We start from the raw sequence: 25,277 nt of genomic DNA on the forward strand, positions 1-25,277 counted from the left end.
AATTTGTGTGACCCCTAACGCACACCGTTGATTGACGAAGGAGACCCTCATGAAGGACTTCACCTACCGCATCCCCCAGCAGCGCAACCTGGTGACCGAACTGCCCGGCCCCAAGAGCGCAGCCCTTGACGCCCGCCGCGAAAACAGCTGCGCCCGCGCCCTCGCCCCCGGTCTGCCGGGCTACGTTGCGGACGCCGACGGCGGCATCCTCCTCGACATCGACGGCAACAGCTTCATCGACTTCGCATCCGGCATCGCAGTTACCTCCGTCGGCGGCTCCAACCCCGAGGTCGCCAAGGCCACCGCCGAAGCCGCCACCCACAACACCCACACCTGTTTCATGGTCTCCCCCTACGAGTCCTACGTGGCTGTCGCCGAAAAGCTCGCAGAGGTCACCCCCGGTGACCACGCCAAGAAGTCCGTCCTGCTCAACTCCGGCGCCGAAGCCGTCGAGAACGCCGTCAAGATCGCCCGCGCCCACACCGGCCGCAACGCCGTCGCCGTCTTCGACTACGCCTACCACGGCCGCACCAACCTCACCATGGCGATGACCGCCAAGAACATGCCCTACAAGACCGGCTTCGGCCCCTTCGCCGCCGAGATCTACCGCGTGCCCATGTCCTACCCGGTGCGCGACGGCTTGAGCGGCCAGGAAGCAGCCGACCGCGCCATCCACGTGATGGAAAAAGAAATCGGCGTAGAAAACCTCGCCTGCGTTGTCATCGAACCCATCCAGGGTGAAGGCGGCTTCATCGTTCCCGCAGAAGGCTTCCTGCCCGCAATTTCCAAGTGGTGCACCGACAACGGTGTTGTTTTCGTCGCTGACGAAATCCAAGCGGGTTTCTGCCGCACCGGCGACTGGTTCGCAGTCAACGACGAAGGCGTGGTACCCGACCTTGTGACCCTCGCGAAGGGCATCGCCGGCGGCCTGCCTCTGTCCGCAGTCACCGGCCGCGCCGAGATCATGGACGCTCCCGTCGTCGGCGGCCTGGGCGGCACCTACGGCGGTAACCCCGTTGCTTGTGCAGCAGCAATGGCTGCGATCGGCGAAATGGAAACCCACGACCTCGCCGGCCGTGCAAAAGAAATCGAAGCGATCATTCGCGAAGAATTCACTAGCATCGCTGACGAGCCCTACGTCGCGGAAATCCGCGGCCGCGGCGCCATGATTGCTATCGAGCTGCTCAAGGACGGCAAGCCCGCCGGCAACGAGACCAAGGCTGTTGCAGCCGCTTGTAAGGAAGAGGGCGTTTTGATCCTCACCTGCGGCATGGACTACAACGTTATCCGCCTGCTGCCCTCGCTCGTGATCTCCGAAGAGGTCCTCCGCGATGGCATGCGCGTCCTGGTCAACAACATTAAGAAGGTGTTCGCATAAATGACTCACGCAACTGTTTCCGGCGTCTCCGTCCCCACCCAGATTCTCCTGGCAGGTAAGGGCGTTGATTCCTCCGACAAGGCGACCTTCGACGTCCACGACCCCGCCACCGAAGAAGTAATCGCCACCATCGCGGACGCCACCGTCGACGATGGCGTACGTGCCCTCGACAAGGCGGTTGAAGCCCAGGAGCAGTGGGCAGAGTTCACCCCCCGTCAGAAGGCAGAGGTGCTCCGCGCGATCTTCGACGAAGTAACCAAGCGCACCGACGACTTTGCCCGCGTCATGACCACCGAAATGGGCAAGCCTTTCGTCGAGGCGCAAGGCGAAGTTGCCTACGGTGCCGAATACTTCCGCTGGTTTTCTGAAGAAGCCGTGCGCTTCCCCGGCCGTTTCGGCGAGGCACCCGCGGGCGTAGGCACCATCGCTGTCACCCGCCGCCCCGTCGGCCCCGTTCTGGCGATCACGCCGTGGAACTTCCCGCTGGCGATGGCCACCCGCAAGATCGCCCCGGCCCTGGCTGCAGGCTGCCCGATCGTGGTCAAGCCCGCCCACGAAACCCCGTTGACCATGCTGCTTCTCGGCGAGGTCATCGCAGAGGTATTCGATCGTTTCAACGCCCCCCAAGGTCTTGTATCGATTGTTCCGACCACCCACGCCTCGGACATGTCCAGCACCCTGATGGCAGACTCACGCCTGCGCAAGGTCACCTTCACCGGTTCGACCCCCGTTGGCAAGATTCTGGTCAAGCAGTCTGCCGACAACCTCCTGCGCACCTCCATGGAGCTCGGCGGCAACGCCCCCTTCGTGATCGCAGCAGACGCGGATCTCGACCTGGTGCTCACCTGTGCCATGCAAGCAAAGATGCGCAACGGTGGCGAGGCCTGCATCGCGGCCAACCGCTTCCTCGTTGACAGCTCCATCGCCGAAGAGTTCACCCGCCGCCTCACCGAAACCATGGAAGGCGTCGTCATGGGCCACGGCTTGGAAGAAGGCACCACCCTCGGTCCCGTCATCACAGCCAAGCAGCGCGACCGCATCGCCGAGCTAGTCAAGGATGCCCGCGACCGTGGTGCTGTCGCCACCGTCGGCGGCGAAGTGCCTGAAGGCCCCGGTTATTTCTACCCCGCCACCGTCCTCAAGGACGTACCTGCCGACGCCAAGATCCTCACCGAGGAAATCTTCGGCCCCGTGGCTACAGTGAGCGTCTTCGACGACCTCGACGAAGGCATCCGACGCGCCAACGACACCCCGTTCGGCCTGGCTGCCTACGGATTCTCCTCCAACACCGACACCGCCCGTAAACTCGCCCAGGGTTTGCGCGCCGGAATGATCGGCATCAACCGTGGAGCCATTTCCGATCCCGCGGCCCCCTTCGGAGGAATCAAGCAGTCTGGCTTCGGCCGCGAGGGCGGCACCGAAGGTATCGAGGAATACCTCGATACCGTCTACCTCGCGCTGCAGTAACACATCCTCGGGGCCTAGCCCCGGGATGCACCTGCCAATCCTGTTGAACTAGCCAGCGACGCCCCGAAACCGCCCGGGTTTTCAGCGGTCATCGGGGCGTCGTTTGCGCGTAGCCACAACCAAACTTCACACAAAGGAATATGTTCATGAATACCACCACTAAAAATCTCGAACACGAGCTGCTGGGAAGCAGTCATAAACTCACGGTCGCCCAAGGCGTCGCCTTGATCTTCGGCACCAACATCGGCGCAGGCATCTTGAGCTTGCCCTACGCCGGCAAAAATGGTGGCTTCCTCGCCCTCGTCATCGCTCTGCTCATCGCCGGTACACTCACCACCATCTCTATGCTCTATGTGGCCGAGGTCAGCCTACGCACCAAGCAGCCACTCCAGCTGTCCGGTCTAGCGGAGAAATACCTCGGACAGTGGGGCCGCTGGCTTGTGTTCATCGCGGTGATCGTCAACGGCGTCGGCGCACTCATCGCCTACGCTGCGGGCTCCGGCAACCTGCTCAACAAACTCTTCGGTCTCAACCCCGTCGTCGGTACTCTGCTGTTCTTCACCTTCGGCACGTACGTCATGTGGAAGGGCCTGCACGCCACCGGCGTCGTCGAGGGAGCCATCACCACCGGTATGGCAGTCATCATCCTCATTTTGTGCGGCTGGACGTTTATCGGCCCTGGTATTGAAGCTGCAAACCTCATCATTTTGCGCCCCTTCTACATCGTGCCGATCATGAACCTCGCGGTGTTTACATTCCTCGCCCAGTACGTCGTGCCCGAGCTCACCCGTGGTCTGGAAGAAGACAACCCCCTCGCCATTCCGAAGGTCATCATCGCCGGCATGTGCATCACCGGCTTCACCCTCGCGCTGGTGCCTTTTGCCGCACTGGGCCTGTTGGGCGACAACGTCACCGAGGTCGTCACCATCGCCTGGGGCGAGTCCCTCGGCAACACCGCGTTCATCATGGCGAACCTCTTTGCTCTGCTGGCTATGCTGACCTCCTTCCTCGCCATCGGTTTCACGACCATGCGTAACATTCTGGACATTTTGCACTGGGGCGACCAAGGCCGTCCTCGTCTCATCGCCGTGCTGCTCACGGTTATCCCTCCGCTGGCTATCTCCCTCGCCGGCTGGGGCGGTTTCGTCGACGCCCTCGGCTACGCAGGTGGCTTCGCGGGCGCCGTCATGTCGGTGATCCCCGTGATGCTGCTGCGCGCAGCACGCAACAATGGTGACCGCCAGCCAGCATGGAATGTCACCTGGCAGGGCAATCCCGTCATCCAGGTGACCATCATCGTGGTCTACGGCATCGCGTTCATCTACTCGCTGCTATCCATCGTTGGCCTTCTACCCCAAGGCTGGTAAACCTGATTCACCCCCAAAAATGGGCAGAACATAAAAATCAGAGTCGGTAATGCGTATCCTTTTCTAATGGATTATAACCAGCGTCTAGATACGCTCCGCTTTGGTGAACCACATAAAAAACTCCTCTTCCGCTCCGGCATCGGCTGGGCACTCGACGCCATGGATGTTGGCCTGATCAGCTACATCATGGCCGCCCTCGCCGCGGAATGGGGACTGACTAAAGGCCAGCTCTCCGGGCTGGCCTCAGCTGGTTTTATAGGCATGATGATCGGCGCCACCCTCGGGGGACTGCTCGCCGACAAAATCGGGCGCCGCTCCGTCTTCGCCCTCACCCTACTGATTTACGGTATCGCCACCGGAGCCTCAGCTTTCGCCGGCGGCCTCGCTGTCCTCATCGTCTTACGCTTCATCGTCGGTGTCGGCCTCGGCGCGGAACTACCCGTAGCGTCCACCCTCGTCTCTGAATTCTCACCCCGCCACATCCGTGGCCGCATGGTTGTAGCCCTCGAAAGTTTCTGGGCCTTGGGCTGGATTGGCGCGGCACTACTGGGCTACTTCGTAGTCCCCCACACCTTCGCCAACTGGCCCGGCTGGCGCTGGGCACTATTGGTGGGAATCGTCCCCGCCGCCTACGCGCTCGTCGTCCGCCGCGGACTGCCCGAATCCGTGCGATACCTCGTGGACAAAGGCCGACTGACAGAAGCCGAGGCCGCCGTCGCGTACTTTGAAGACGGCAACGCTGTCCACACCAGCGACGCACGCGACGTCAACACCCCCACAGCCCCCGCCGCGACCACAGCAGAAGAACAAGCCACCTCGATCTTCGCCCCCGCCCTACGCGTCCGCACCGCGGGGCTGTGGTCCATCTGGTTCTTCCTCAACCTCGCCTACTACGGCGCATTCATCTGGCTGCCCACACTGCTCGTCCTCCAGGGCCACGGGCTGGTGAAATCCTTCGAATACACCCTGATCATCACCCTTGCACAGCTACCCGGCTACGCGGTAGCGGCCTGGCTCATCGAAGTATGGGGGCGTAAAGCAACCCTGGCGACCTTCCTCGCCGGCTCCGCAGTCGCAGCAGCATTCTTCGGAATGCAGCATAGCCCCACAGGCATCATCGTCGCCGGCTGCCTGCTGAGCTTCTTCAACCTCGGCGCCTGGGGAGCCCTCTACGCCATCGGCCCAGAGCTCTACCCCACCCACATCCGCGGCACCGGAACAGGAAGCGCAGCCGCCGTCGGACGCGTGGCCGGCATCCTCGCACCCTTCATGGTGCCGCTGATTCCCGGCACCGGCGCACTGTTCGCAGTCTTCGGCCTCGCCTTCGCGATCGCCGCAGCATCCACCTTCGCTCTGCCCGAACAACGCAACCAAACACTCCTCGGCTAACATCGTGTGGTGTGAACGAGCGCACGCAATCCCTATACGTTGTTTTCGTCTGCACCGGCAACATCTGCCGCTCCCCCATGGCGGATGTCATGTTCAGCGATGCAATTGAAGATGCCGGACTATCAAATGACGTACTAGTGAAATCCTGCGGCATCGGCGGCTGGCACATCGGCGATCCAGCCGACCGGCGCGCCGTGGCCTCCCTGGCCGCAGCAGGACACGACGGCAGCAACCACCGGGCCGCCCAATTCGGACCCGAGCACGCCGACGCCACATTATTTGTAGCCATGGCTGAAGGCCACGTGCGGGAACTCCAGGCGCTGGGCGTCGACCGCCACAAAATACACCTGCTGCGCTCCTTCGATCCAGACTCCCCCGCCGGCGCCATCGTCGCTGATCCCTACTACGGTGACGACGCACGATTCGACCGCACCCGGGCAGAAATCGCAGCCTCCATTCCGGGGCTGATCACCTGGGTGCGCGAGCACCTCACATCATCCTCGGACCGCTGATATGTCGCGCACCTCCTCTACCCGCGTATCTGGAACCGCCTCCGTCAAGTCCCTGGCGTTGGCTTTCCTCAAACCCGGCTGGGTGATCACAGCTGTCGCGGTTATCGCCTTCGCCTACCTCGCGTTCACCGTGCTGGCCCCATGGCAATTGGGCAAAAACGAAAAAACCTCCGCCCGCAACCACCAAGTTTCGGCAGCATTCGACGCAGACCCCGTTGCCTACAGTTCCGTTTTTACCCAAGGCTCCATCCCCGCGGATAAGGAATGGACGCGAGTAACGCTGGCCGGGCACTACCTGAACAACCAAGCAGTGTTGCGGATGCGACCAGTCAACTCCGAGCCCGCCTACCAATTCCTCACACCGTTCGAAACCACTACCGGGGAAACCTTCCTGGTCAACCGTGGTTATGAAAGCGCAGGCGATAGCCCATCGGCGAACACACCGCCCAGTGTCGTCACCACCATCACCGGCTATGCCCGTTTAGACGAAGACCCACCAGCCAACGCACCACTGACCAACGTGGACCCCGTGCAGGTTAGCGGCATCAACACCGAGCAGATTGGTCGCGAACTTGGAGTGCACTTGGCCCACGACTGGATCCAACTAGCAGAGGGCCAGCCCGGGGAAGTCACAGCGATCCCCCTGCCGAAGCTGGATTCCGGCCCCTACCTGTCCTACGGTGTGCAGTGGATTGCCTTCGGCATCATGGCGCCCCTGGGCCTCGCGTATTTTGTGTGGGCTGAGATCAAGGAACGACGCCGCGAGGATCGCGACCGCACGCAGCTATCTGCCCCCAGTATTGCAGGCTCTGAAAGCTCCGAAGAACCCACCGACGCGAGCGTCGAGCACAATGCAGTCCAGCCCGCCAGCATTCCCACGACCCCAGCCCGCCGGCAGCGTAGCCGATACGGCGGCACCCGCTCGGACCACTGGGGCAAGCTGGCTGAGAAAAACGAAGAACGCTTCTAGCGCCGTCTGCGCATAGCCGACAGCCCGCCAACCACCAAGGCCGCCGCTGATTGGCTCCACCGCGACAGCCGGATGCTCGCCCGCAGTGCTTGCTCACCAGGTGCGGCGCCGTGCCCCAGCTCAGGCCGGTGCTCCACCCCATAGTCATACACTGTGCGCCCGCCCAACTGCACGCCAAGGGCAGCTGCCGCTGTCGCCTCCACTGGGCCCGCATTGGGGCTTGGATGCTTAGGTGCGTCATCACGCCACGCGCTCAAAGCCGCCCGCAAGCCCTCCAAGCCTGCCGGTCGAGCGCACGCAGCATACACCGTGTTGCTCAGCGCATTCATGCGTGCAGGCAGGTAGGCCGCGACGTCATCAATAACAGCGCTGCACCAACCGAAACGCTCATACCTGGGGCTACGGTAACCCACCATTGCGTCCAGCGTGTTTACACAGCGGTGGAATACCACCCCGGGTGCGCCCAGTAGGGACCACACCAACGGCGCGGTGACAGCATCAGAGGTATTTTCGGCCAGCGACTCCACTGCCGCGCGCGTCATGCCCTGAGCATCGAGCTGCTGAGGGTCGCGGGAGCACAGCCACGGCACCCACGTGCGTGCGCGCTCAATATCTGACTCGACATAGAGGTCGCGGTGGATGCTCCGCCCCACCCAGCGCAGCGTATGACCACCAAGGGAGGCCCACACAGCAAGGCCCAGCAGGCCTTCCCGCGCGATGGTTTGGGCACGCGGCGTCGGCAATCGGCGGGCAGCCATCTGCAACGCAACCGCCGCTGCCACCGGTGGAGCAACCGCCGCCACCCAATAGATGACGCCGGCGGTGCGTGTGTCGCGATACAGTGCGCGTTCCAACCATGTGGCGTAATGCCCAAACCAGGCCACCGGGTGGTGGCGCTTGGGGTCACCGAACACACTATCGGCAGCGATCCCGGCAACCAGGCCCCATGGAAAACTCACTGGCACGCGCACCTTAATCCTCAAGACCGAAAGCGCTACGCAAGAAGCTGATGACTTGCACCCGGCTGTCCACACTTGCCTGGCCATTGGTCACGCTATGCCCGCCGAGAGCAATGCGATAGCCGTAGGCGTTCATCGTCTTCTGCGCGGGCAGCCCCGGGAAGTAGAAAGGATAACCAACATTGTGGCCCGCGCCTTTAGCGACGTAGCGGAAAACCTCCACGTCCGAAGCACGTAATTGCAGGGTGAGCGACATGCTGGCACTGTCCCAGACGGCGTCCTCGCTGCCTGCTGTAAGCAACAACGGCCCGCTCATTTTCTCCACCTCAATGGCCGCGGACTCAATGTCCTTGGTGTGCTCGCGGGCGGAATCATAATAGGCACGCAAGCGCCAGGGCTGGCCTTTGAGCTTCGGCTGAATAAACGCATGCCAATCCGCAGCAACATCCTGCTTACCGGGGGCTTTGATGGTGACCTTCGGCAACCCGGAACCGACGAACACATCCGGCTGCGAGTCTTTGTCCGGCCACGCACTCAACACGTCACTGGGCGAATGCGCAACAACGGGACCGACGAGGTTCGGCTCCAAGCTTGCGATCAGCAGTGCGAGCTCCGCGCCGCGGCCGGTTCCGCACAATGCCACCGGCAGACTGGAATCAATTTCCGGCAACAGGCGGATCCCCCGGAGCATCCGGCGAACGGCATCAACGTCGACCACGCCGCCCTTCTTCGTGGGGAAATAGTCGTAGCTGAACACGGCCACACCATGATGCGCGAGGGCCGCGGCGCTGGCCGAATCTACCCCGCCACCGGCCCCACCAAACAACACGACCAAGGGGAAAGGGCCGGGTTCGTCGGGACAAAAGGCACGACCCCGGCACGAGGCCGGAAGCGGGGTAATTTCCCGAGCAGTGCGGGAAATAGTCCTGGTGACGTGCGTGCCCTTGCCCTTCTGTCCCTCAACGCGAGCCTGAATTTCAACCTGCATGGGGTTCAAACCATCGACGGCGAAGGTGGCGTCTTTACCGTCCTGGGCCATCATCTTCCACAGCACACCAAGACTGCTGGGGTTCACCCACCCGGCGTCCTGCGGAAGGTGCTTGGAGGTATCCACGACCCCGTCACTGTTGGCCTTGAACACAGTGGTGGAGCTGAAAATCCGATTGGCGGCGTCCACCGCTTTGACCTTCAGCTCCAGGTCAGCCCCGGGTGCGATCCCACTGACCACGACGGGCATCGGCGAATTGATTCCGCTAATTGGGGCGACCTGCAGTTCCATGTGTTCAAGCCTAGGCTCAGTGCTTGCCGAGGGCCAAAGCTCACAGGGGCTTTAGCGCGCCCCTGCTAGACCGCGGCGTTCGAGCAATGCCGTGACATCCTTTGGGCGCCCACGCAAGGTGGTGAAAGCCTGCTCATAATCCTTGGAACCGCCGGCGGACAGCACCAGCTCGCGGAATCGCGCGCCGGCCGCACGTGCCGCGGCATCATCACTGGAATCACCTGCCGCACCGGTTTCCTTAAACCACTCGAAACCATCGGCATCCAGGGCCTCGGCCCACAAGTAGGAGTAGTAGCCTGCAGAATAACCGCCACCAAAAATGTGGTTGAAGAAGCGCGACTTGTAGCGCGCGTGCAGATTGTCGACTTCCAGGCCAGCGTCTGCAAGAGCCGCGCGTTCAAAAGCATCAATATCGTCGACGGCGGCGGCCTGCTCGGGGGTCAAGGTGTGCCACGCCATGTCAATAATCGACGCCGCAAGATATTCGCTAGTGGCGAACCCCTGGCCGAATTTGGAGGCCGCATCAACCGCTGCGATCAACTCATCGCTAATCACCTCACCGGTGTCGACATGGCGCGCATAGTTGCGCACCACAGCCGGGTCAAACACCCAATTTTCGTTGATCTGAGAGGGGAACTCAACGTAGTCGCGGGGCACACTAGTTCCGGAGAACGTCGGGTAGCGAACATCCGACAGCAAACCATGCAACCCGTGGCCAAATTCGTGGAACAGGGTATGGACCTGGTCGATGCTCAGCAGCGGTTGGCTACCGTCGGCTGGCTTGGTGATGTTCATGACGTTGACGACCACCGGCTTGGTGTCCAGGATGCGGGATTGATCAACGAAACTCGACATCCATGCCCCGCCGCGCTTAGACGGGCGCGCAAAATAGTCGGTGAGGAACAACCCGATGCTGGAGCCGTCCGCATCTTTAACCTCGTAGACGGCGACTTCCGGATGGTAGCCCTGCAGATCATCGCGGGGCTCCACGGTGATGCCGTACAAACGGTTGGCGGCAAAAAACACGCCATCACGCAGAACCTGATCCAATGGGAAGTACTTTTTCAGTTCTGCCTCATTCAGGCCGTAGTCGCGCTGCTTAACCTTGGACTCCCAATAGGACCAATCGGCGTCACGCACCGTGGCGGTCGGATCAGCTGCCTGTGCTTCCTCAACCAGCAGCTTGTACTCCCCTGCTGCGTTGGCGGAGGCTGCGGGGGAAAGGTCGCGCAGCAGCTGCATCACGGCATCTGTACTGCCCGCAGTTTCTTCTTCCAGCACGTAGTCGGCATGGGTGTCGTAGCCGAGCAGGCGCGCACGCTGCGCACGCAGTGCGGCGATTTCGGTAACCACGGCACCATTGTCACCACCAATGACGCCGCGTTTCAGCGACGCTTCCATGAGCGCCTTGCGTGCCGCAGGGTTGTCAAGGTCAGTTTGGTCAGGCTGTACCGCTGGCAAACCCAAAGGCACCACATATTCAAAGGACGCTAATTGCGGATTGTCCTTATAATCTTCCGCAGTTTTACGGGCGGCGTCTTTGCGTGCCTCGTCCCAGCCCGCGACGTCATCTTCCGTTAAACCAACGGCCAGGGCCGCGGTGGACTCCCGCAGGTTTTTGCCGAATTGTTCGCTCAGCACAGCAAGTCGGCTGTTGAGTTCACTCAAACGTTTTTTGCCTGCCGCATCCAACTCGGCACCACGGCGACGGAAGGATCGCAACAACTTGTCCTTCAGGCGCTGCCCTTCCCCATCATCTGCTGGCGGGGTGGCCTGCTGAAGGCGCTGGTAGAGCACCTCGTTCTGGTAGAGGGCATCACTGTGTTCAGACAGTTTCGGGATAATCTGCTCGGCGATGGCGTCCATTTCGGGGGAAGAATCGGTGCCGTGCAGGTTGAAAAACACCGCGCTGACGCGCTCGAGTGCGCGGCCCGAGGCCTCCAAGGCTTCCACGGTGTTAGCCCATGTTGCCGGCTCGGGGTTGTTAACGATGGCGTTGATTTCCGCTTCGTGGTCAAGCAGGGCGGTGTCGAACGCCGGCAGGAAATGCTCGATCTTTATATCCGCAAAAGGCGGCAGCTGGAAAGGAAGCTCACTAGGAGCGATAAGGGGGTTAGAAAAACTGTCGGTGTCGCGATGGGCATCTGTCTGAGTAGCCACATCCGCCATGCTAGCGAAAAAGCCACCGCCCACGCGATGGTGGGCGGTGGCTTTCATTTGGTGCGCCCTGACGGGTTCGAACCGCCGACCTGCTGGGTGTAAACCAGCTGCTCTTCCAGCTGAGCTAAAGGCGCGCAACGGATAGCAACTTTAGCACGCTATCCAACACGATGTACAAAACCGCACCATAAGGCGGCTAGCACTAGCTAAAAACAACTAGCCGCGCACGTTTTTTCCGCCGCGAACAAGACAAGAACCCTGCCAAGAATTTACTCGCTCATTACGAGTCTGTACCAAGCCCGCCAGCTGGGCAGACTCAGCGACCTCACCCGGCTGCAAAGCATTCGACTGTGATGCCCCAGGGGACAGCACCCAAATGCATCCGCCTTCATCAAGGTTGCGGAGGGCATCGACCAAAGCGTCGACCAAGTCCCCATCGTCGTTGCGCCACCACAGCACAACCACGTCACAAATTTCGAGGGAATCCTCCCCCAGCAGATCGTCATCGATAGCGTCTTCAATAGCGACACTGATATCGCTGTCGCAATCTTCGTCCCAACCGATCTCTTGGATCAGCTGACCGGGGCGCACCCCTAGGATGTTGGCTACCTTCTGGGCTGCCGCTTCGGCACTGCCCACGCGAGTTTCCTCCTCAGTTTTAGGCCTCATGGTTTAACTACTTTACTGTAGTAACCCGGCAAATGTGCGAAAAAGTGCCCCTCAGCGAGGGGATATGTCGCCCCCGATGGTTAACCCCGTATCCTAGGGGTTAGCGATTATTTTGTTTAACGATTTCCACACAGGAGGAATTCATGGCTGACAAGCCACTCGACGACACCAACTTCGCGATGATCCGCGATGGCGTGGCGTCCTACCTCAACGACTCCGACCCCGAAGAGACCCGGGAGTGGATGGAGTCCCTTGATGGCCTCCTGGAAGAAGCATCCCCTGACCGCGCCCGCTTCCTCATGCTCCGTCTGCTCGAACGAGCAACCGCTAAGCGCGTGCCGCTTCCTCCACTGACCTCCACCGACTACGTCAACACCATCCCCACGACAATGGAGCCCGATTTCCCCGGCGACGAGGACATCGAAAAGCGTTACCGCAAGTGGATCCGCTGGAACGCAGCCATCATGGTTCACCGCGCCCAGCGCCCCGGTGTTGGTGTCGGCGGCCACATTTCTACGTACGCCTCCTCCGCACCGCTGTACGAAGTGGGCATGAACCACTTCTTCCGCGGTAAGGACCACCCGGGCGGTGGCGACCAGATCTTCTTCCAGGGCCATGCCTCCCCCGGTATGTATGCCCGCGCTTTCCTCGAAGGCCGCCTCAGTGAAGACGACATGGACGGGTTCCGTCAGGAAGTCTCCCGCGAACAGGGCGGCATGCCTTCCTACCCGCACCCCAAGTGCATGCCTGAATTCTGGGAGTTCCCGACCGTGTCCATGGGCCTTGGCCCGATGGATGCGATTTACCAGGCACGGTTCAACCGCTACCTACACAACCGCGGCATCAAAGACACCTCTCAGCAGCATGTCTGGGCGTTCCTTGGTGACGGCGAAATGGACGAGCCGGAGTCTCGCGGCCTCATCCAACAGGCTGCTCTCAACAACCTCGACAACCTGACCTTCGTCATCAACTGCAACCTGCAGCGCCTCGACGGCCCTGTGCGCGGTAACACCAAGATCATCCAGGAGCTCGAATCCTTCTTCCGTGGTGCCGGCTGGTCCGTAATCAAGGTGGTGTGGGGCCGCGAGTGGGACGAATTGTTCGAAAAGGACAAAGAGGGTGCCCTCGTTGATCTGATGAACAACACCTCCGACGGTGACTTCCAGACCTTCAAGGCAAATGACGGCACCTACGTGCGTGAGCACTTCTTCAACCGTGATCCCCGCACCGCGAAGCTTGTCGAGGACATGACGGATGAGGAAATCTGGCGTCTGCCCCGCGGTGGCCATGACTACCGCAAGATCTACGCTGCATTCAAGCGCGCCATGGAAACCAAGGACCGCCCCACGGTCATCCTTGCGCACACCATTAAGGGCTACGGTCTCGGACACAACTTCGAGGGCCGCAATGCTACCCACCAGATGAAGAAGCTCACCCTCGAGGACTTGAAGCTCTTCCGCGACAAGCAGCAGATTCCGATCTCCGATGAGGTCCTGGAAAAGGATCCCTACCTGCCGCCGTACTACCACCCCGGTAAGGATTCCGAGGAGATCAAGTACATGCTCGAACGTCGTAAAGACCTCGGCGGCTGGGTGCCCGAGCGCCGCACCTCCTACAAGCCCGTGTCGGTTCCCAGCATGGATGATCTGAAGATCATGCGTAAGGATTCCGGCAAGCAGCAGGTCGCCACGACCATGGCTGTTGTCCGAACCTTCAAAGAGCTCATGCGCGACAAGGAACTGGGCAAGCGCTTCGTCCCGATTATCCCCGACGAGGCCCGCACCTTCGGCATGGACTCCTGGTTCCCGACGCTGAAGATTTACAACAGCCACGGCCAGAACTACACCCCGGTCGACCATGACCTGATGCTGTCCTACCGCGAGGCAGTCGACGGCCAGATCATGCACGAAGGCATCAACGAAGCCGGCTCCATGGCCGAATTCATCGCAGCTGGTACCTCCTACGCCACCCACGGCGAAGCGATGATTCCGCTGTACATCTTCTACTCGATGTTCGGTTTCCAGCGCACCGGTGACTCCGTTTGGGCTGCCGCCGACCAGATGGCCCGCGGCTTCCTCCTCGGCGCTACCGCCGGCCGCACCACCCTGACCGGTGAAGGCCTGCAGCACATGGATGGCCACTCCCCCATCCTGGCCGGCACCAACCCCGCAGTGATCTCCTACGACCCCGCTTTTGCCTACGAGGTCGCGCACCTCATTCGCGAGGGCATCGACCGCATGTATGGCGAAGGCCGCGGCGAGGACGTCATCTACTACCTGACGATCTACAACGAGCCCACCCACCAGCCTGCAGAACCCGAGAACCTCGACGTTGAGGGCCTGCACAAGGGCATCTACCTGTACTCCCCTGCTTCGGGTGAGGGCCACGAAGTCAGCCTCCTGGCTTCCGGTATCGGCATGCAGGCTGCGCTCCAGGCCAAGGAGATCCTGGCCGAGCAGTTCGGCGTTAAGGCCAACATCTTCTCGGTCACTTCCTGGAACGAGTTGGCTCGTGAGGGCCACAAGCTCGAGCGCGAACAGCTGCGCCACCCGGATCGTGAGGTTGCAGAACCCTTCGTCGCACAACAGCTGTCCAAGGCTTCTGGCCCGTTCGTTGCTGTTTCGGACTTCGCGACCGCACTGCCGGAGCAGATCCGCAAGTGGGTCCCGGGCGATTACACCACGTTGGGTGCGGATGGTTTCGGTTTCTCCGACACCCGCCCCGCCGCACGCCGCTTCTTCAACATTGACGCCGAGTCCGTCGTTGTCGCAGCACTGTCCGGCCTGGCACGTGAAGGCAAGATTGACAAGTCTGTCGCAGCCCAGGCTGCTAAGGACTTCAACCTGTCCGATCCGACTGCTGTCTAACACCCGCCGCTAGCGACCTAACTAGGGGGGCTTTCCACTGACTGTGGGAAGCCCCTCTTTTTTGTCTGCCAAGCCCCGGCTGAGACGATGCCGAGAAAGACTGTAAGCATCCTGAAAATCCTGAAAAATCAAGCCTTTTAACCTTCGAGCGCTGAAAGGATTCTCCTAAGAACGCACCACCTATACCCAGGTGTTTTGCCAAGTTGAGGGTCTTCAATAGTAGTTAACCCCGCACCACGGGGACCTACTACACAGCAAGGATCTTCTTTCATGAACCTCCCTCAGCTTTTCCTCGACGCCCTATCCATCGGCGTCCTCGTTTTCGCGGTCTTCTACCCCAGGTACCGCCGCGGTGACCTAGCTGTCGCGTTCATCGGAATTAACGCCGGTGTCTTCGCAGTGACCTCCGTCCTCACCGACTCCTCCATCACCGCAGGCCTAGGGCTCGGATTGTTTGGTGTCCTGTCCATCATCCGGCTGCGCAGCTCAGAGATCACCCAACGCCACGTCGCCTACTATTTCGGCGCCCTGGCCCTCGGCCTGGTGTGTGCAATGCCCACCAGCATTGTGGCTCAAGCGAGCCTGGCCGCCACCATCATCCTGGCCATCGCAGTGGTGGACCTTCTGATCATCCCCTCAACCACAACCGTCGACGTTCATATCGACAAAGCCACCTACGGTAAGCAGTTGGAAGCGATGGTCCGTGATGTTCTTGGAGACGTCACCCTCCGCGACATCAGCATCCAGAAAATTGACACTGTTAATGACCTCACCATTGCGAGTGTGACCTATGCGTAGCGTAGCTGACCTCCCGATCCTCAACGCAGCACTGAGGCAGAGCGTCGACGCACTGTTAAGCCCACTGCCCACAGTAAGCCTCAAGCAGGTCAATCAGCGTGCCCGCATGATGAGCCGCATGGATAGAAAATACGTGCTCAGCAGCGACCAATGCGCAAGCATACTCGCCCAACTGCCCGATGAAACATCCGTGATGAGCATCGGTGGTGCCCTGTCGCAGCGCTACGAATCGGTCTATTTCGACACTTGTGGCCTGGACAGCTATCTCAGCGCAGCCTACGGGCGCCGCAAACGCTTCAAGTTGCGCACCCGCAATTACCTGGACTCGGGTTTAAGTTTTGTGGAGTTCAAACATAAAGGCCCCCGGGGCCTGACGGCGAAAATCCGGGTGGCCACCGAGTTTCACACCGGTGTGCCGGACGCACTGCCGCAGGCGGATTGGGCGGCCGCACAGCTACAGCGTGTTGGTGTTGACGCCGCGGTCAGCCCAACGCTGCACGGTGGATACCGTCGCTGCTGCCTGCTCACTGACAATGGTCGAGCAACCATCGACAGCGGACTGTTCTGGATTGGGCTTCGCTCCTACTCCGACAGCACCGTCAGCACCAGCGACGCAGAGTGCCCGCGCCTGGATGCCCCAGAGATGGTGATCATCGAGACCAAGTCTGGGGCCCAGCCCGGCGCGATCGACCGCCTGCTGTGGCGCAACGGTATACGGCCTTGTCGGATCTCCAAGTACGCAACAGGCATGGCAGCGGTCTACCCGCACTTGCCGAGTAATCGGTGGCATTCGACGCTCACGCATCATTTTGATCTTCCTGCCGCAGCCTGACGCTGCGTATCTACTCGAACCCCTTACTGCACTTTGAAGGATGTAATTGTCATGACTAAACGTTCAAGCCTTGCTTCCCTCGCCCTGGCGGCGACCCTTCCCGTGGCCCTAACCGCGTGCGCGCACACCGATGATGGTGCGCCTCTGGACGCCAGCAGTACCGCAGCGATTGCGGCACACAACACTGCAACAACAAGCACCGTAACTAACGAACAAAGCAGCAGCCCCTCTGCCGAGAACATTGTGGCGTCCGAAGTTAAAACCCCAAAGTTGGTGGAGGATTCCCCTGACGTCGCGTCGGCCACTGTCTACGACGGCGGAACCATCACGGAGGCCGGAACCTACCGCATCAGCGGTGAGCAGGGCGACGTCATCGTGGACGCGGGTGATGCGGACGTGGTTCTGATACTGGACAACGCCACCATTGCTGGGCAGATCAACGTTGTGAGCGCCGATAAGGTGCAGGTGCATGCGGTGGGTTCTTCGACGGTGACGGCGACGGCCCCTGATTCGGCGGCGATCTACTCTCATGCGGATCTTGTGCTCAGCGGTGACGGGACGGTCACCGTGCACTCTGAGGGTGAGGGTGCCGATGGCATTGCTTCCTCGGATGATCTAGCGCTCTACAGCGGCACGTGGAAGGTGACGGCCGCAGACGATGCTTTCCGGGGGAAGGATTCGGCCAGTATGCTCGGCGGCCACCTTGATGCCACCGCCGGCGATGACGGTGTGCTCAGCGATGTCGCCGTGCACCTTAGCGGCGGCACCGTTGATGTCAATGCGGGCGCCGATGGGGTGCACTCTGATGTTGCCCTGCTTATCGACGGCGGGGATGTCACCGTCGCGTCCTCCACCGAAGGTTTGGAAGCCGGGCTGTTAAGCATCAGCGATGGCACTGTGGACTTAACTTCCAGTGACGATGGAATTAACGGCTCCGGGGCCACCAGCGTCGATGCCGCAACGGAGCAAGAGCAGCAGGAGCAGTCAGAAGAAGCTGCAGGACCACAACCACCGGAAGGTATGCCAGAGCCGCCCCAAGGCATACAAGAGCCGCCCCAAGCTATGCAGCAGCCGAAGGAGGGCATGCAACCTCCGCAGCAGGGTGGCACCTCTGGTGGGCAACCCAGGGCAGGCATGGAACAATCCACAGGAGAGCAGATTGTGATCAGTGGTGGCACAGTGAAGGTTAATGCGGCCGGCGATGGAATCGATTCCAATGGAGATCTACGCATTAATGGCGGGACCGTGCTGGTGTTTGGCCCGAGCGACAGCGCTAACGGAACCTTCGATTATGCGGGTAGCTTCAGCATCGATGGCGGCACCGTCATCGGGTTGGGTTCTGCGGGTATGCCCGCTGATCCGACCGGCGGCACCCAAAGCTTCATCAGCGCCCATCTTGATAGCTCGGTGACCAGTGGTGCCGTCACCATCGAGGATTCCTCCGGCACGGTGATCGCCACAATCGAGGCGGGCGACAAGCCGTTCACACTGGTGCAGTACTCCTCTGACAAGATCAGCGCAGGCCAGAGCTACACGGTCAAGGCTGGTGCTAGTTCTGTGTCTGTGGTTGCGGGGTCGCGCGCCGAATCATCTGCTCCAACGCGCCGTTAACAATTTCTGGTGCCTCGAGGATGACCATGTGCCCCACATCAGCTAATCGGTACAGGGTTGATTTGCCCCAGACGTCGGCGATGACCTCTGATTGGCTGGGTGGGGTGAAGTGGTCTTCCTCCCCCACGATCACCACGCCGGGGACTTCGTTGAGCTCGTCGATCGCTTCGAGCTCCTCATGATGCTGCAGGTCGTCGAAGAAACCAACCATCGTTTTCAGCGGGGTGTTTTGAATCATCGCCGCGTGGAATTGCACCAGGTCGTAGGCGACTCCATCGCGGTAGAACACTGTCGCTGCCAACGCTGGGGCCAGCAAGGCCGCCACTTCTGTGCGGAAGGCTTGGGCTTCCTTCGGGGAGGCCTCCACCGCATTGTGTATTTTCTCCGCCGCAGGCAATGCCAGCACTTGGGGCACGCCTTGGCTGGACAATGATTCCACCGCGGTGGAAATTAATATGACGCCGCGCACCCTGCCCGCCAAGTCACGGTAGCGGCGCAGGAAATTCAGCGCAACCATCCCACCTAGGGAGTGCCCAACAATCACGAGTGGGCCTGTAGGTGCGGCGGTGCGGATAGCTGACGCGACGTCATCAGTCGTGGCATCCAGCGTGCACAGTTCTGGATCGATTTCGCCGCTTTCGCCGTGCCCCCGTAGATCCAGCAAGAGGCAGCTGACTTCCGGGTAGCGGTAGTGCAAAAAGTCCACCTGCTGGAAAAACGACTGTGCTGTGAGGGTGAACCCGTGGATGAACACCACCGTCACGGGGCCACTGCCCTGACTGTGGTAGTAGCGCACCGGCAGGTCACCGCACCAGCCGGGCGTGAGGCCGGTCCGCTTCTTCAACTGCATGTTTGTAGAGACTACTCTGGAAGCTATGTCTGATTCTTTTACACCCCGCGTCGTCAACATCATTAGCGACGCCACGGGGCTTGATGCACCGATGATCACCCCTGAGTCGACCATCGATGGTTTAGGCATCGATTCACTGTCGCTGATTGATATTTGCGTCCGCTACGAAGACGAGTTCGGTGTGCGCATCACCGACGAGGACGCGCTGGGTTGGCGAACCATCGCCGACATGGTGGATTTTGTCGACGGCCATAGCAGCCGTTAGCTCAGGCAGGCGCTGAATCCGTGCTGCTGCGCTAGCTGGGTCAGTGCGTCGGCAAAGTCGTCTAGTTCATCGGTGGCAGCGTCGATGCGTTGGGTGCAGCCGATGGTTGCCGGCAGGTGGGACCGGCGCCACTGCGTGCACGGGTCTGGGTAGTCGCATGATGACGCCGCGGGGGTTGGTAGGCGCTGCAGCATCAACTGTTCCACGTGCCGACGTAGCGTGCGTGGCATGTTGGTTATTTCTAGCAGTGCGGTGGTGTGGGTGGGTGGGGTGGTTGTTGTGTTTGTTTCCTGGTTCACGGGTGGGGTCTTTCGCTTCGGTTCGACAGTCGTCTTCCCCAACGTTGTCGCGTTCGAAGCCTGCGGGCTTGTGTGCCCGCGCTACAGTCTCAAAGGTAGGCAACTATAGCCCCACCAGCAACTCTAAACCACAACTTTAACCAGCATATGGGGGTGTTAATGCGCCGCTGAGCTCGTCGTTGAACTCCGCCCACAGGGGCTTAGCCCAAGGGCCGAACGCCCGATCCGTCAGCACCACACAACCCCGCTCGGCTTGCGGATCAATCCACATGAAGGTGCCCGATTGTCCGAAGTGCCCGACAGTGCGCGCAGGCAAGCGCGTGCCTGTCCAATGCTCCTTGCCGGCCGTCCCCTTGCTGCCTTTGACCTCGAAGCCCAGCCCCCACGGGCACGGGCTAAACGATCCATACCCGGGAACCACACCTGCCAACTCCGGGTACTGGACGCGCAGCATCTCTTCCAGCGTGCTGGGGTGAATGAGGCTCGGCTGCAGAACTTCCTTAACAAACGTCATGACGTCGCGCAGGCTTGCGGTCACCCCATGGCCTGCGGAACCATCTAGCGTGGCGCCTAACCCCAAGGGCTCGCAGAGGGCTTGGCGGAAGTACTCGGGGAAGGCTATACCCGTTTCCGCTTCTACTGCGTCTGCGAGCAGCTCAAAACCAGCGTTGGAATAGATGCGCCGCTGCCCCACGGGTTTCTGCGGCTCCGGGCTATCAAACCCAACCCCTGATGCGTGGGCAAGCAAGTGCCGGACGGTGGATCCTTCCGGCCCGCAAGGACTATCCCACTCGAAGACGCCCTCTTCGACAGCGACCGCAACCGCATAGGCCACCAGTGGTTTGGTGACGCTCGCGAGGGCGAAACGGTGGTCGGCATCCACCGTGCCGGCATAGTAGGTGCTCCCCTGGTCGACGAGTCCAGCGGCGACCGCGTCCACCGGCCAATCATCAACCTGGGCGAGCGTGCGAGCAAGGGGGTCTGTGTGGGGAGGTTGCTGCATACCCCTAATGCTAAATGGATCCCATGCGCTGGAGGAAACTGCTATCGACATGCTCTGCTTCCCTCATCTCCCTTGCTGCCACCGGAGCCGTCGTGGCCAGCCTAAGCCCTGCGGCGTCAGTAACACCGGCACAACTGACGGCGCAGTCAACTGGGGCGTCACAATTGCTGAGTGCCCAGCCCATGCGCCTGTTCATCCCCCCCCAGAGGCCGCCCAGCAACTGGGCGTGCCCGGTGTGCGGGCGGAACTGCTGAGCTACACGACCTCCGGCAAAGAAGCCACCGCCACTCTGATTCGCAGCAACCTACCGAACCCCAACGGCGCGCTGCAGAAAGGGCACGAATACATGGTGTTCCGTAACGACGCGATGATTGTGGATTGGTTCAACCGCTACCTGCGCGCCCGCGCCTAACTGTCCTCGCGAGGCTTCTGCCCTTCCGCATCCTGAGCCGGTGATTCCCCCGCGTCGGCTTGTCCACCACCAGCATCTCCACCGCCGGTGTCCCCAATTCCGGCATCGTGCAGGCTCTCAGCAAGTTTCTCCGCGAAATCCTCACGCACATCCTCCGGGATATGCAGAGCATCCTCCCACATCTGCCGCTCCTGGGCTATACCCTGCTCACGACCCTGCGCACGGGCACTCTTCAACCGCTGTTTAAACTGCCGGGCAGTCATATTCACCGGCGCCCAATCCGGGTTAGTCGGCAGCACCCACCCACGCCAATACGCCAAAATCGCAGATCCCGCGCCCACCGTCGTGGCGACAAGCATCCCCGCGGCGTCATGACCCATCATGTGGAACAAAACCATCACCGCACTACCCAACAAAGCGGGTGTCGCATACAGCTTATTGCCACCAAAAATCGCGGGCACACTCCCCGTTGCGATGTCGCGAATCATGCCGCCGCCCACAGCGGTCAGCACACCCATAAACAGCGCACTAGCCAAAGGCATCCCGTAGGTCAGAGCTTTAGTCGAACCAGTGACCGCCCACACCCCCAAAATGACGGCATCCGCGTGGGCCTCAAACAACTCCCACGCCCGGCCCCGCAGGTAAATCAGCATCGCCAACAGGCCGCCCAAAATCGCGAAACCCATGTACATAGGCTCTGCAATCGCCGCCGGTGTCCCCCGCTGCATCAACGTATCGCGCAACATACCGCCACCGAGTGCAGAAAACAACGCCAAAAAACTAAAACCGATGATGTCAAAGCCACGCTGGCGTGCGATCGTGCCGCCAATGGCGCCATTGAGCACAACACCAATCAAGTCCAAGCTGCGATACAGAGCGAGAATGGTGGGATCTACAGTGGGCATGAGAGATAACTTACATACGACAAAACCCCCGACACAACGTTAGTAACGTGTCGGGGGTGAAACGCTCCCCCAACTGGACTCGAACCAGTAACCCTTCGATTAACAGTCGAATGCTCTGCCAATTGAGCTATGGGGGAATACTTGCGCTTAAGCAACCGCTGGGGTGCTCACTGCAACGAGATAAGACTATATAACCCTCGCGTGAATTGGCGCAAATCTGCACCTTATAGCCCACCTCGACAGCTTCTTTCTCTACGGCTTTTAACCCTGAGCGGCCCCGCCTCTATACTGATTGAGTTACCTCGCTAACCGCGGGGTGATGGTTGGGGCTATAGCTCAGTCGGTTAGAGCCGCGGACTCATAATCCGTTGGTCCCGGGTTCGAGCCCCGGTGGCCCCACAGACAACACAGAAACACACCCCAGCAGAGCGCCTCTAGCTGGGGTTTTTCTCTGTTTTGCCCGCCCACCAGCCTAAAAATCGCTACAGTGGTTGGGGCACAAAAAAGCACAAAGGAGAATCCATGATTCAGTTCGTCGTCGGCGCCGCCGCAGGCTACGTATTCGGCACCAAAGCCGGCCGCAAGCGCTACGAGCAAATCAAAAAAGGCTATCTCGCAACCGTCAACTCCCCCGTGACCCAAAAAGCAGTCAGCGTGACGCGTAAAGCCCTCGCAGACAAGCTCGACCCACAACCGCGCATGAAGGAAGTCCGCGACCTGCGCACCGAAGACGGGCATACCGTACTCGAACCAGACGAAGACTAGCCGCACACCCTAGCGCACCTGGGGTTTGATCGCCCGGTCAAGCAGCTGCCTGCGCACCTGCTCCAAAGCCACCAGATCTGCGAACAAAGAGTTGTAGGCTGCAGAATCATCACTGGGGCGCATGCGCTGCAGCTGCCCCTTCAACTGGGCAATCTGATTGCCCACCCGGACTTCCTGCAAACGAGCCAAGACACTATCCGCGTAGGCTTCCAAAGAGTCGTCGCTGACATGCATCGGCTCCACCGCCAGTTCAGCGATCAGCGACTGCGCCACCAAATCATCGACCTTGCCGGATACTTCCGGGACCCACTGCTTATCGCTCATCGTCGCACCCGTGGCGCTACCACCGGCGTCGATAATCGCCTGGCGCACCGCCTGATACGCGGGGTTGCTAAAGCACCCTTGTTCAAGCCCATCGAAGAAGCTGCCCGCCAACGAGGGGTACTGCAAAGCAACTTTGAGTGCTTCCCTCTCGCACCACAACCGTGGGTTCTTAGGATCAGGCAGCACCAACGTTGACGCCGGTGCTGTGTCCACAGGCGCAGAACTCGCCTGCTCGAAGCGGCGTGCACGCAACGGCTTCGTTACAGCCTTGGGGGCAGCTTTGGCCGCCCGAACCTGCGCCACAATCTCCGCTGGGTCACCCCACCCAGTCCAACCGGCCAGCTGACGGGCGTACTCATTGCGCAAGGCTTCGTCACGAATCCCGGCCACTACCGGCACAGCCCGTCGGATCGCCTGCACCCTACCGTCAACACTGTCCAAGGAATAGCTTTCCACCAGCGAACGGATAACGAACTCGAACATGGGCACGCGGCTGGCTACCAAGTCGCGCACTGCAGCATCGCCCTTCTGCAGGCGAAGATCACAAGGATCCATCCCATCCGGGGCCACGGCCACATAGGACTGGCCAGTAAACTGCTGCTCCCCCTCGAAGGCACGCATGGCTGCCTTCTGCCCGGCCTCATCGCCGTCAAAGGTGTAGATCAGCTCACCGCGGAAGAAGTTGTCATCCAGCATCAACCTGCGCAGCATTTGCAGGTGTTCCTCGCCAAAGGCGGTACCGCAGGCCGCGACAGCGGTGGTAATCCCCGCAGCGTGGCAGGCCATGACGTCCGTATAGCCCTCCACCACCACAGCTTGGTGCGCCGCCGCAATAGACTTTTTAGCCATATCCAAGCCGAACAACACCTTCGACTTTTTGTACAGCATCGTCTCTGGCGTGTTCATGTACTTGCCGAGTTTGTCGTCATCAAACAACTTCCGGGCACCGAAACCGATGACGTCGCCCGCCAGGTTTCGGATAGGCCACAGCAGACGCCGATGAAAACGATCGATCGGCCCCCTGCGGCCCATCGTCGACAACCCTGCAGCCTCGAGCTCCTTAAAATCAAAGCCCTTGCGCATGAGATGCTTGGTCAAGGTATCCCAGCCCGCCGGCGCATAACCGCAGCCAAATTCATGTGCATGCTCGGCAGTGAAACCGCGATCAGTCAAGAAAGCGCGAGCCGTCGCGGCGTCATCAGTTTCGAGCTGTTGCTTATAAAACTCGTGGGCTGCCTTGTTGGCGGCCACCAGACGCTGGCGAGTACCCGGCTCCTCCCTGCGGCCAGGCCCACCACCCTCGTAGTTGATCTGGTAGCCGATCTTTTCCGCGCACACTTCCACAGCCTCGGGGAAACTAATGTGCTCCATCTCCATGAGGAAACTAAACACATCCCCACCCTTGCCGGTGGAAAAGCAGTGGTAGTAGCCGCGTGAGGGACGAACGTGGAAGGAGGGAGTCTTTTCGTCTTTAAACGGCGACAGGCCTTTAAGCGAGTCGCTGCCCCCCGGCTTCAACTGGACGTACTCACCGACGATCTCTTCAATCGCTGTGCGTTCACGGATAGCTTGAATATCGCTTTCCGGAATCCTTCCTTTGCCCATAAGGCTAAACATTACGTGCTTGAACCTCTCTGCGCCACGGCCTACTAAGCTATCGGCTATGTCTAGTCCCAATGGGCTGTACAAAAAGGTCGCTGGTGCGGCCGCGGCCGTTGCCGTCGCTGCCGCCGCCGCATGGTTCGGCGTGGATTCCCCCGCACGCAATGACGCGCGTCCCGAAGCACCCCGCAGTACAACGTCCGCGCCCAGCACCGCCCCCAAATCCAGCACCGCATCCAAGTCCGGCACCGCATCCAAGTCCGGCAAGCGCGCAAAAGACACCCAAGAGGATGTCTGCCCGCTGTCCTCCCTACCTCCCGAGGCTGAGGATGTGGTCGACGACATTTTGAACGGCGGCCCCTTCGCCCACCCCGACAACGATGGGGTGCGCTTTGGAAACTACGAGCACGTCCTGCCGCAACAATCACGCAATTACTACCGCGAATACACCGTGGACACGCCTGGCCTGAAGCACCGCGGTGCCCGGCGGATTGTGGTGGGCGGCGGCTCTAAAAACGACCCCGATGTGTGGTTCTATACCGACGACCATTACGAGAGTTTCTGTGAGATCCCCGATGCCGAACAATAATCTCC

At 60.7% G+C, this 25,277-nt stretch carries 24 protein-coding genes and 3 tRNA genes; 16 read left to right on the forward strand and 11 right to left on the reverse strand.

From position 1 onward, the window contains the following. Positions 1-49: 49 nt before the first annotated feature. The 6 genes from gabT to L1C91_RS06050 all read left to right on the forward strand — a co-directional run bounded on the left by gabT (position 50) and on the right by L1C91_RS06050 (position 7,083). Positions 50-1,378 carry a 4-aminobutyrate--2-oxoglutarate transaminase gene (gene gabT, locus L1C91_RS06025; RefSeq protein WP_234858469.1) on the forward strand — a complete coding sequence of 443 codons (1,329 nt, stop codon included), beginning with the start codon at positions 50-52 and terminating at the stop codon, positions 1,376-1,378. Then, positions 1,379-2,845, forward strand: coding sequence for an NAD-dependent succinate-semialdehyde dehydrogenase (locus L1C91_RS06030; protein ID WP_234858470.1), 1,467 nt, complete (start codon positions 1,379-1,381; stop codon positions 2,843-2,845). A 146-nt stretch (positions 2,846-2,991) separates the two neighbouring features. Then, a complete protein-coding gene (locus L1C91_RS06035) occupies positions 2,992-4,212 on the forward strand; it encodes an aromatic amino acid transport family protein (protein ID WP_234858471.1) in 1,221 nt (406 codons plus the stop codon). A gap of 66 nt (positions 4,213-4,278) precedes the next feature. After that, the gene (locus L1C91_RS06040; protein ID WP_234858472.1) at positions 4,279-5,601 is read left to right on the forward strand and encodes an MFS transporter; all 1,323 of its coding nucleotides are present in this window, start codon (positions 4,279-4,281) and stop codon (positions 5,599-5,601) included. A gap of 11 nt (positions 5,602-5,612) precedes the next feature. Continuing rightward, positions 5,613-6,113 carry a low molecular weight protein-tyrosine-phosphatase gene (locus L1C91_RS06045; RefSeq protein WP_328219591.1) on the forward strand — a complete coding sequence of 167 codons (501 nt, stop codon included), beginning with the start codon at positions 5,613-5,615 and terminating at the stop codon, positions 6,111-6,113. A gap of 1 nt (position 6,114) precedes the next feature. Beyond that, positions 6,115-7,083: an SURF1 family cytochrome oxidase biogenesis protein gene (locus L1C91_RS06050; RefSeq protein ID WP_234858473.1), complete on the forward strand. Its 969-nt coding sequence runs from the start codon at positions 6,115-6,117 to the stop codon at positions 7,081-7,083. Here L1C91_RS06050 and cbiB read toward each other — a convergent pair. The 5 genes from cbiB to L1C91_RS06075 form a co-directional block, all read right to left on the reverse strand. Further along, positions 7,080-8,042: an adenosylcobinamide-phosphate synthase CbiB gene (gene cbiB, locus L1C91_RS06055; RefSeq protein ID WP_234858474.1), complete on the reverse strand. Its 963-nt coding sequence runs from the start codon at positions 8,040-8,042 to the stop codon at positions 7,080-7,082. The genes L1C91_RS06050 and cbiB overlap by 4 nt on opposite strands. 13 nt (positions 8,043-8,055) lie before the next feature. Beyond that, positions 8,056-9,321 carry an acyl-CoA thioesterase/BAAT N-terminal domain-containing protein gene (locus L1C91_RS06060; protein WP_234858475.1) on the reverse strand — a complete coding sequence of 422 codons (1,266 nt, stop codon included), beginning with the start codon at positions 9,319-9,321 and terminating at the stop codon, positions 8,056-8,058. A gap of 51 nt (positions 9,322-9,372) precedes the next feature. Beyond that, on the reverse strand, positions 9,373-11,481 hold the full coding sequence (locus L1C91_RS06065) for a M3 family metallopeptidase (RefSeq protein ID WP_234858476.1): 2,109 nt from the start codon (positions 11,479-11,481) through the stop codon (positions 9,373-9,375). A 58-nt stretch (positions 11,482-11,539) separates the two neighbouring features. Next, positions 11,540-11,615 (reverse strand) — tRNA-Val (locus tag L1C91_RS06070). A gap of 82 nt (positions 11,616-11,697) precedes the next feature. After that, entirely contained in the window at positions 11,698-12,150 is a 453-nt protein-coding gene (locus tag L1C91_RS06075; RefSeq protein WP_234858477.1) for a DUF3052 domain-containing protein, read from the reverse strand. Between the two features lie 143 nt (positions 12,151-12,293). On the opposite strand from L1C91_RS06075, the gene aceE reads away from it, so the two are divergent. The 4 genes from aceE to L1C91_RS06095 all read left to right on the forward strand — a co-directional run bounded on the left by aceE (position 12,294) and on the right by L1C91_RS06095 (position 18,258). Next, positions 12,294-15,017, forward strand: coding sequence for a pyruvate dehydrogenase (acetyl-transferring), homodimeric type (gene aceE, locus L1C91_RS06080; RefSeq protein WP_234858478.1), 2,724 nt, complete (start codon positions 12,294-12,296; stop codon positions 15,015-15,017). A 270-nt stretch (positions 15,018-15,287) separates the two neighbouring features. After that, positions 15,288-15,815 (forward strand): DUF4956 domain-containing protein, encoded by a 528-nt coding sequence (locus L1C91_RS06085; protein WP_234858479.1) that lies wholly within the window; start codon positions 15,288-15,290, stop codon positions 15,813-15,815. Further along, entirely contained in the window at positions 15,808-16,647 is an 840-nt protein-coding gene (locus L1C91_RS06090; RefSeq protein ID WP_234858480.1) for a polyphosphate polymerase domain-containing protein, read from the forward strand. The genes L1C91_RS06085 and L1C91_RS06090 overlap by 8 nt, the downstream gene beginning before the upstream one ends. Before the next feature lie 51 nt (positions 16,648-16,698). Next, on the forward strand, positions 16,699-18,258 hold the full coding sequence (locus tag L1C91_RS06095) for a carbohydrate-binding domain-containing protein (RefSeq protein WP_234858481.1): 1,560 nt from the start codon (positions 16,699-16,701) through the stop codon (positions 18,256-18,258). Here the strand turns inward: L1C91_RS06095 and L1C91_RS06100 are convergent. Further along, positions 18,197-19,108 carry an alpha/beta fold hydrolase gene (locus L1C91_RS06100; RefSeq protein ID WP_234858482.1) on the reverse strand — a complete coding sequence of 304 codons (912 nt, stop codon included), beginning with the start codon at positions 19,106-19,108 and terminating at the stop codon, positions 18,197-18,199. The genes L1C91_RS06095 and L1C91_RS06100 overlap by 62 nt on opposite strands. A gap of 25 nt (positions 19,109-19,133) precedes the next feature. Between L1C91_RS06100 and L1C91_RS06105 the strand changes: the two genes are divergently transcribed. Next, positions 19,134-19,373, forward strand: a complete 240-nt coding sequence (locus L1C91_RS06105) for an acyl carrier protein (RefSeq protein ID WP_234654015.1) — start codon at positions 19,134-19,136, stop codon at positions 19,371-19,373. On the opposite strand, the gene L1C91_RS06110 is transcribed toward L1C91_RS06105, so the two are convergent. Then, entirely contained in the window at positions 19,370-19,603 is a 234-nt protein-coding gene (locus L1C91_RS06110; protein WP_234858483.1) for a hypothetical protein, read from the reverse strand. The genes L1C91_RS06105 and L1C91_RS06110 overlap by 4 nt on opposite strands. On the opposite strand from L1C91_RS06110, the gene L1C91_RS06115 reads away from it, so the two are divergent. Then, positions 19,602-19,781 (forward strand): hypothetical protein, encoded by a 180-nt coding sequence (locus tag L1C91_RS06115; protein ID WP_234858484.1) that lies wholly within the window; start codon positions 19,602-19,604, stop codon positions 19,779-19,781. The two genes, L1C91_RS06110 and L1C91_RS06115, sit on opposite strands and share 2 nt — an antisense overlap. 27 nt (positions 19,782-19,808) lie before the next feature. Here L1C91_RS06115 and L1C91_RS06120 read toward each other — a convergent pair whose 3' ends face one another. After that, a complete protein-coding gene (locus L1C91_RS06120) occupies positions 19,809-20,675 on the reverse strand; it encodes a serine hydrolase domain-containing protein (protein ID WP_234858485.1) in 867 nt (288 codons plus the stop codon). Positions 20,676-20,682: 7 nt separating this feature from the next. On the opposite strand from L1C91_RS06120, the gene L1C91_RS06125 reads away from it, so the two are divergent. Beyond that, positions 20,683-21,087, forward strand: a complete 405-nt coding sequence (locus L1C91_RS06125) for a hypothetical protein (RefSeq protein WP_234858486.1) — start codon at positions 20,683-20,685, stop codon at positions 21,085-21,087. On the opposite strand, the gene L1C91_RS06130 is transcribed toward L1C91_RS06125, so the two are convergent. Next, positions 21,084-21,992, reverse strand: a complete 909-nt coding sequence (locus L1C91_RS06130) for a trimeric intracellular cation channel family protein (protein ID WP_234858487.1) — start codon at positions 21,990-21,992, stop codon at positions 21,084-21,086. The two genes, L1C91_RS06125 and L1C91_RS06130, sit on opposite strands and share 4 nt — an antisense overlap. Positions 21,993-22,056: 64 nt before the next feature. Continuing rightward, a tRNA-Asn gene (locus L1C91_RS06135) sits at positions 22,057-22,129 on the reverse strand. Positions 22,130-22,317: 188 nt separating this feature from the next. Here L1C91_RS06135 and L1C91_RS06140 point away from each other — a divergent pair. Next, positions 22,318-22,391, forward strand: a tRNA-Ile gene (locus L1C91_RS06140). 123 nt (positions 22,392-22,514) lie between these two features. Further along, complete coding sequence (locus tag L1C91_RS06145) at positions 22,515-22,757, forward strand: hypothetical protein (RefSeq protein WP_234858488.1); 243 nt, start codon at positions 22,515-22,517, stop codon at positions 22,755-22,757. A gap of 9 nt (positions 22,758-22,766) precedes the next feature. Here L1C91_RS06145 and dnaG read toward each other — a convergent pair whose 3' ends face one another. Next, a complete protein-coding gene (gene dnaG / locus L1C91_RS06150; RefSeq protein WP_234858489.1) occupies positions 22,767-24,686 on the reverse strand; it encodes a DNA primase in 1,920 nt (639 codons plus the stop codon). 58 nt (positions 24,687-24,744) lie between these two features. Here dnaG and L1C91_RS06155 point away from each other — a divergent pair, with 58 nt between their 5' ends. Continuing rightward, positions 24,745-25,272 (forward strand): ribonuclease domain-containing protein, encoded by a 528-nt coding sequence (locus tag L1C91_RS06155; protein ID WP_234858490.1) that lies wholly within the window; start codon positions 24,745-24,747, stop codon positions 25,270-25,272. Positions 25,273-25,277: the final 5 nt, after the last annotated feature.

Origin of the sequence: Corynebacterium argentoratense (assembly GCF_021491455.1) — a bacterium.
Taxonomy (GTDB): Bacteria; Actinomycetota; Actinomycetes; order Mycobacteriales; family Mycobacteriaceae; genus Corynebacterium; species Corynebacterium argentoratense_A.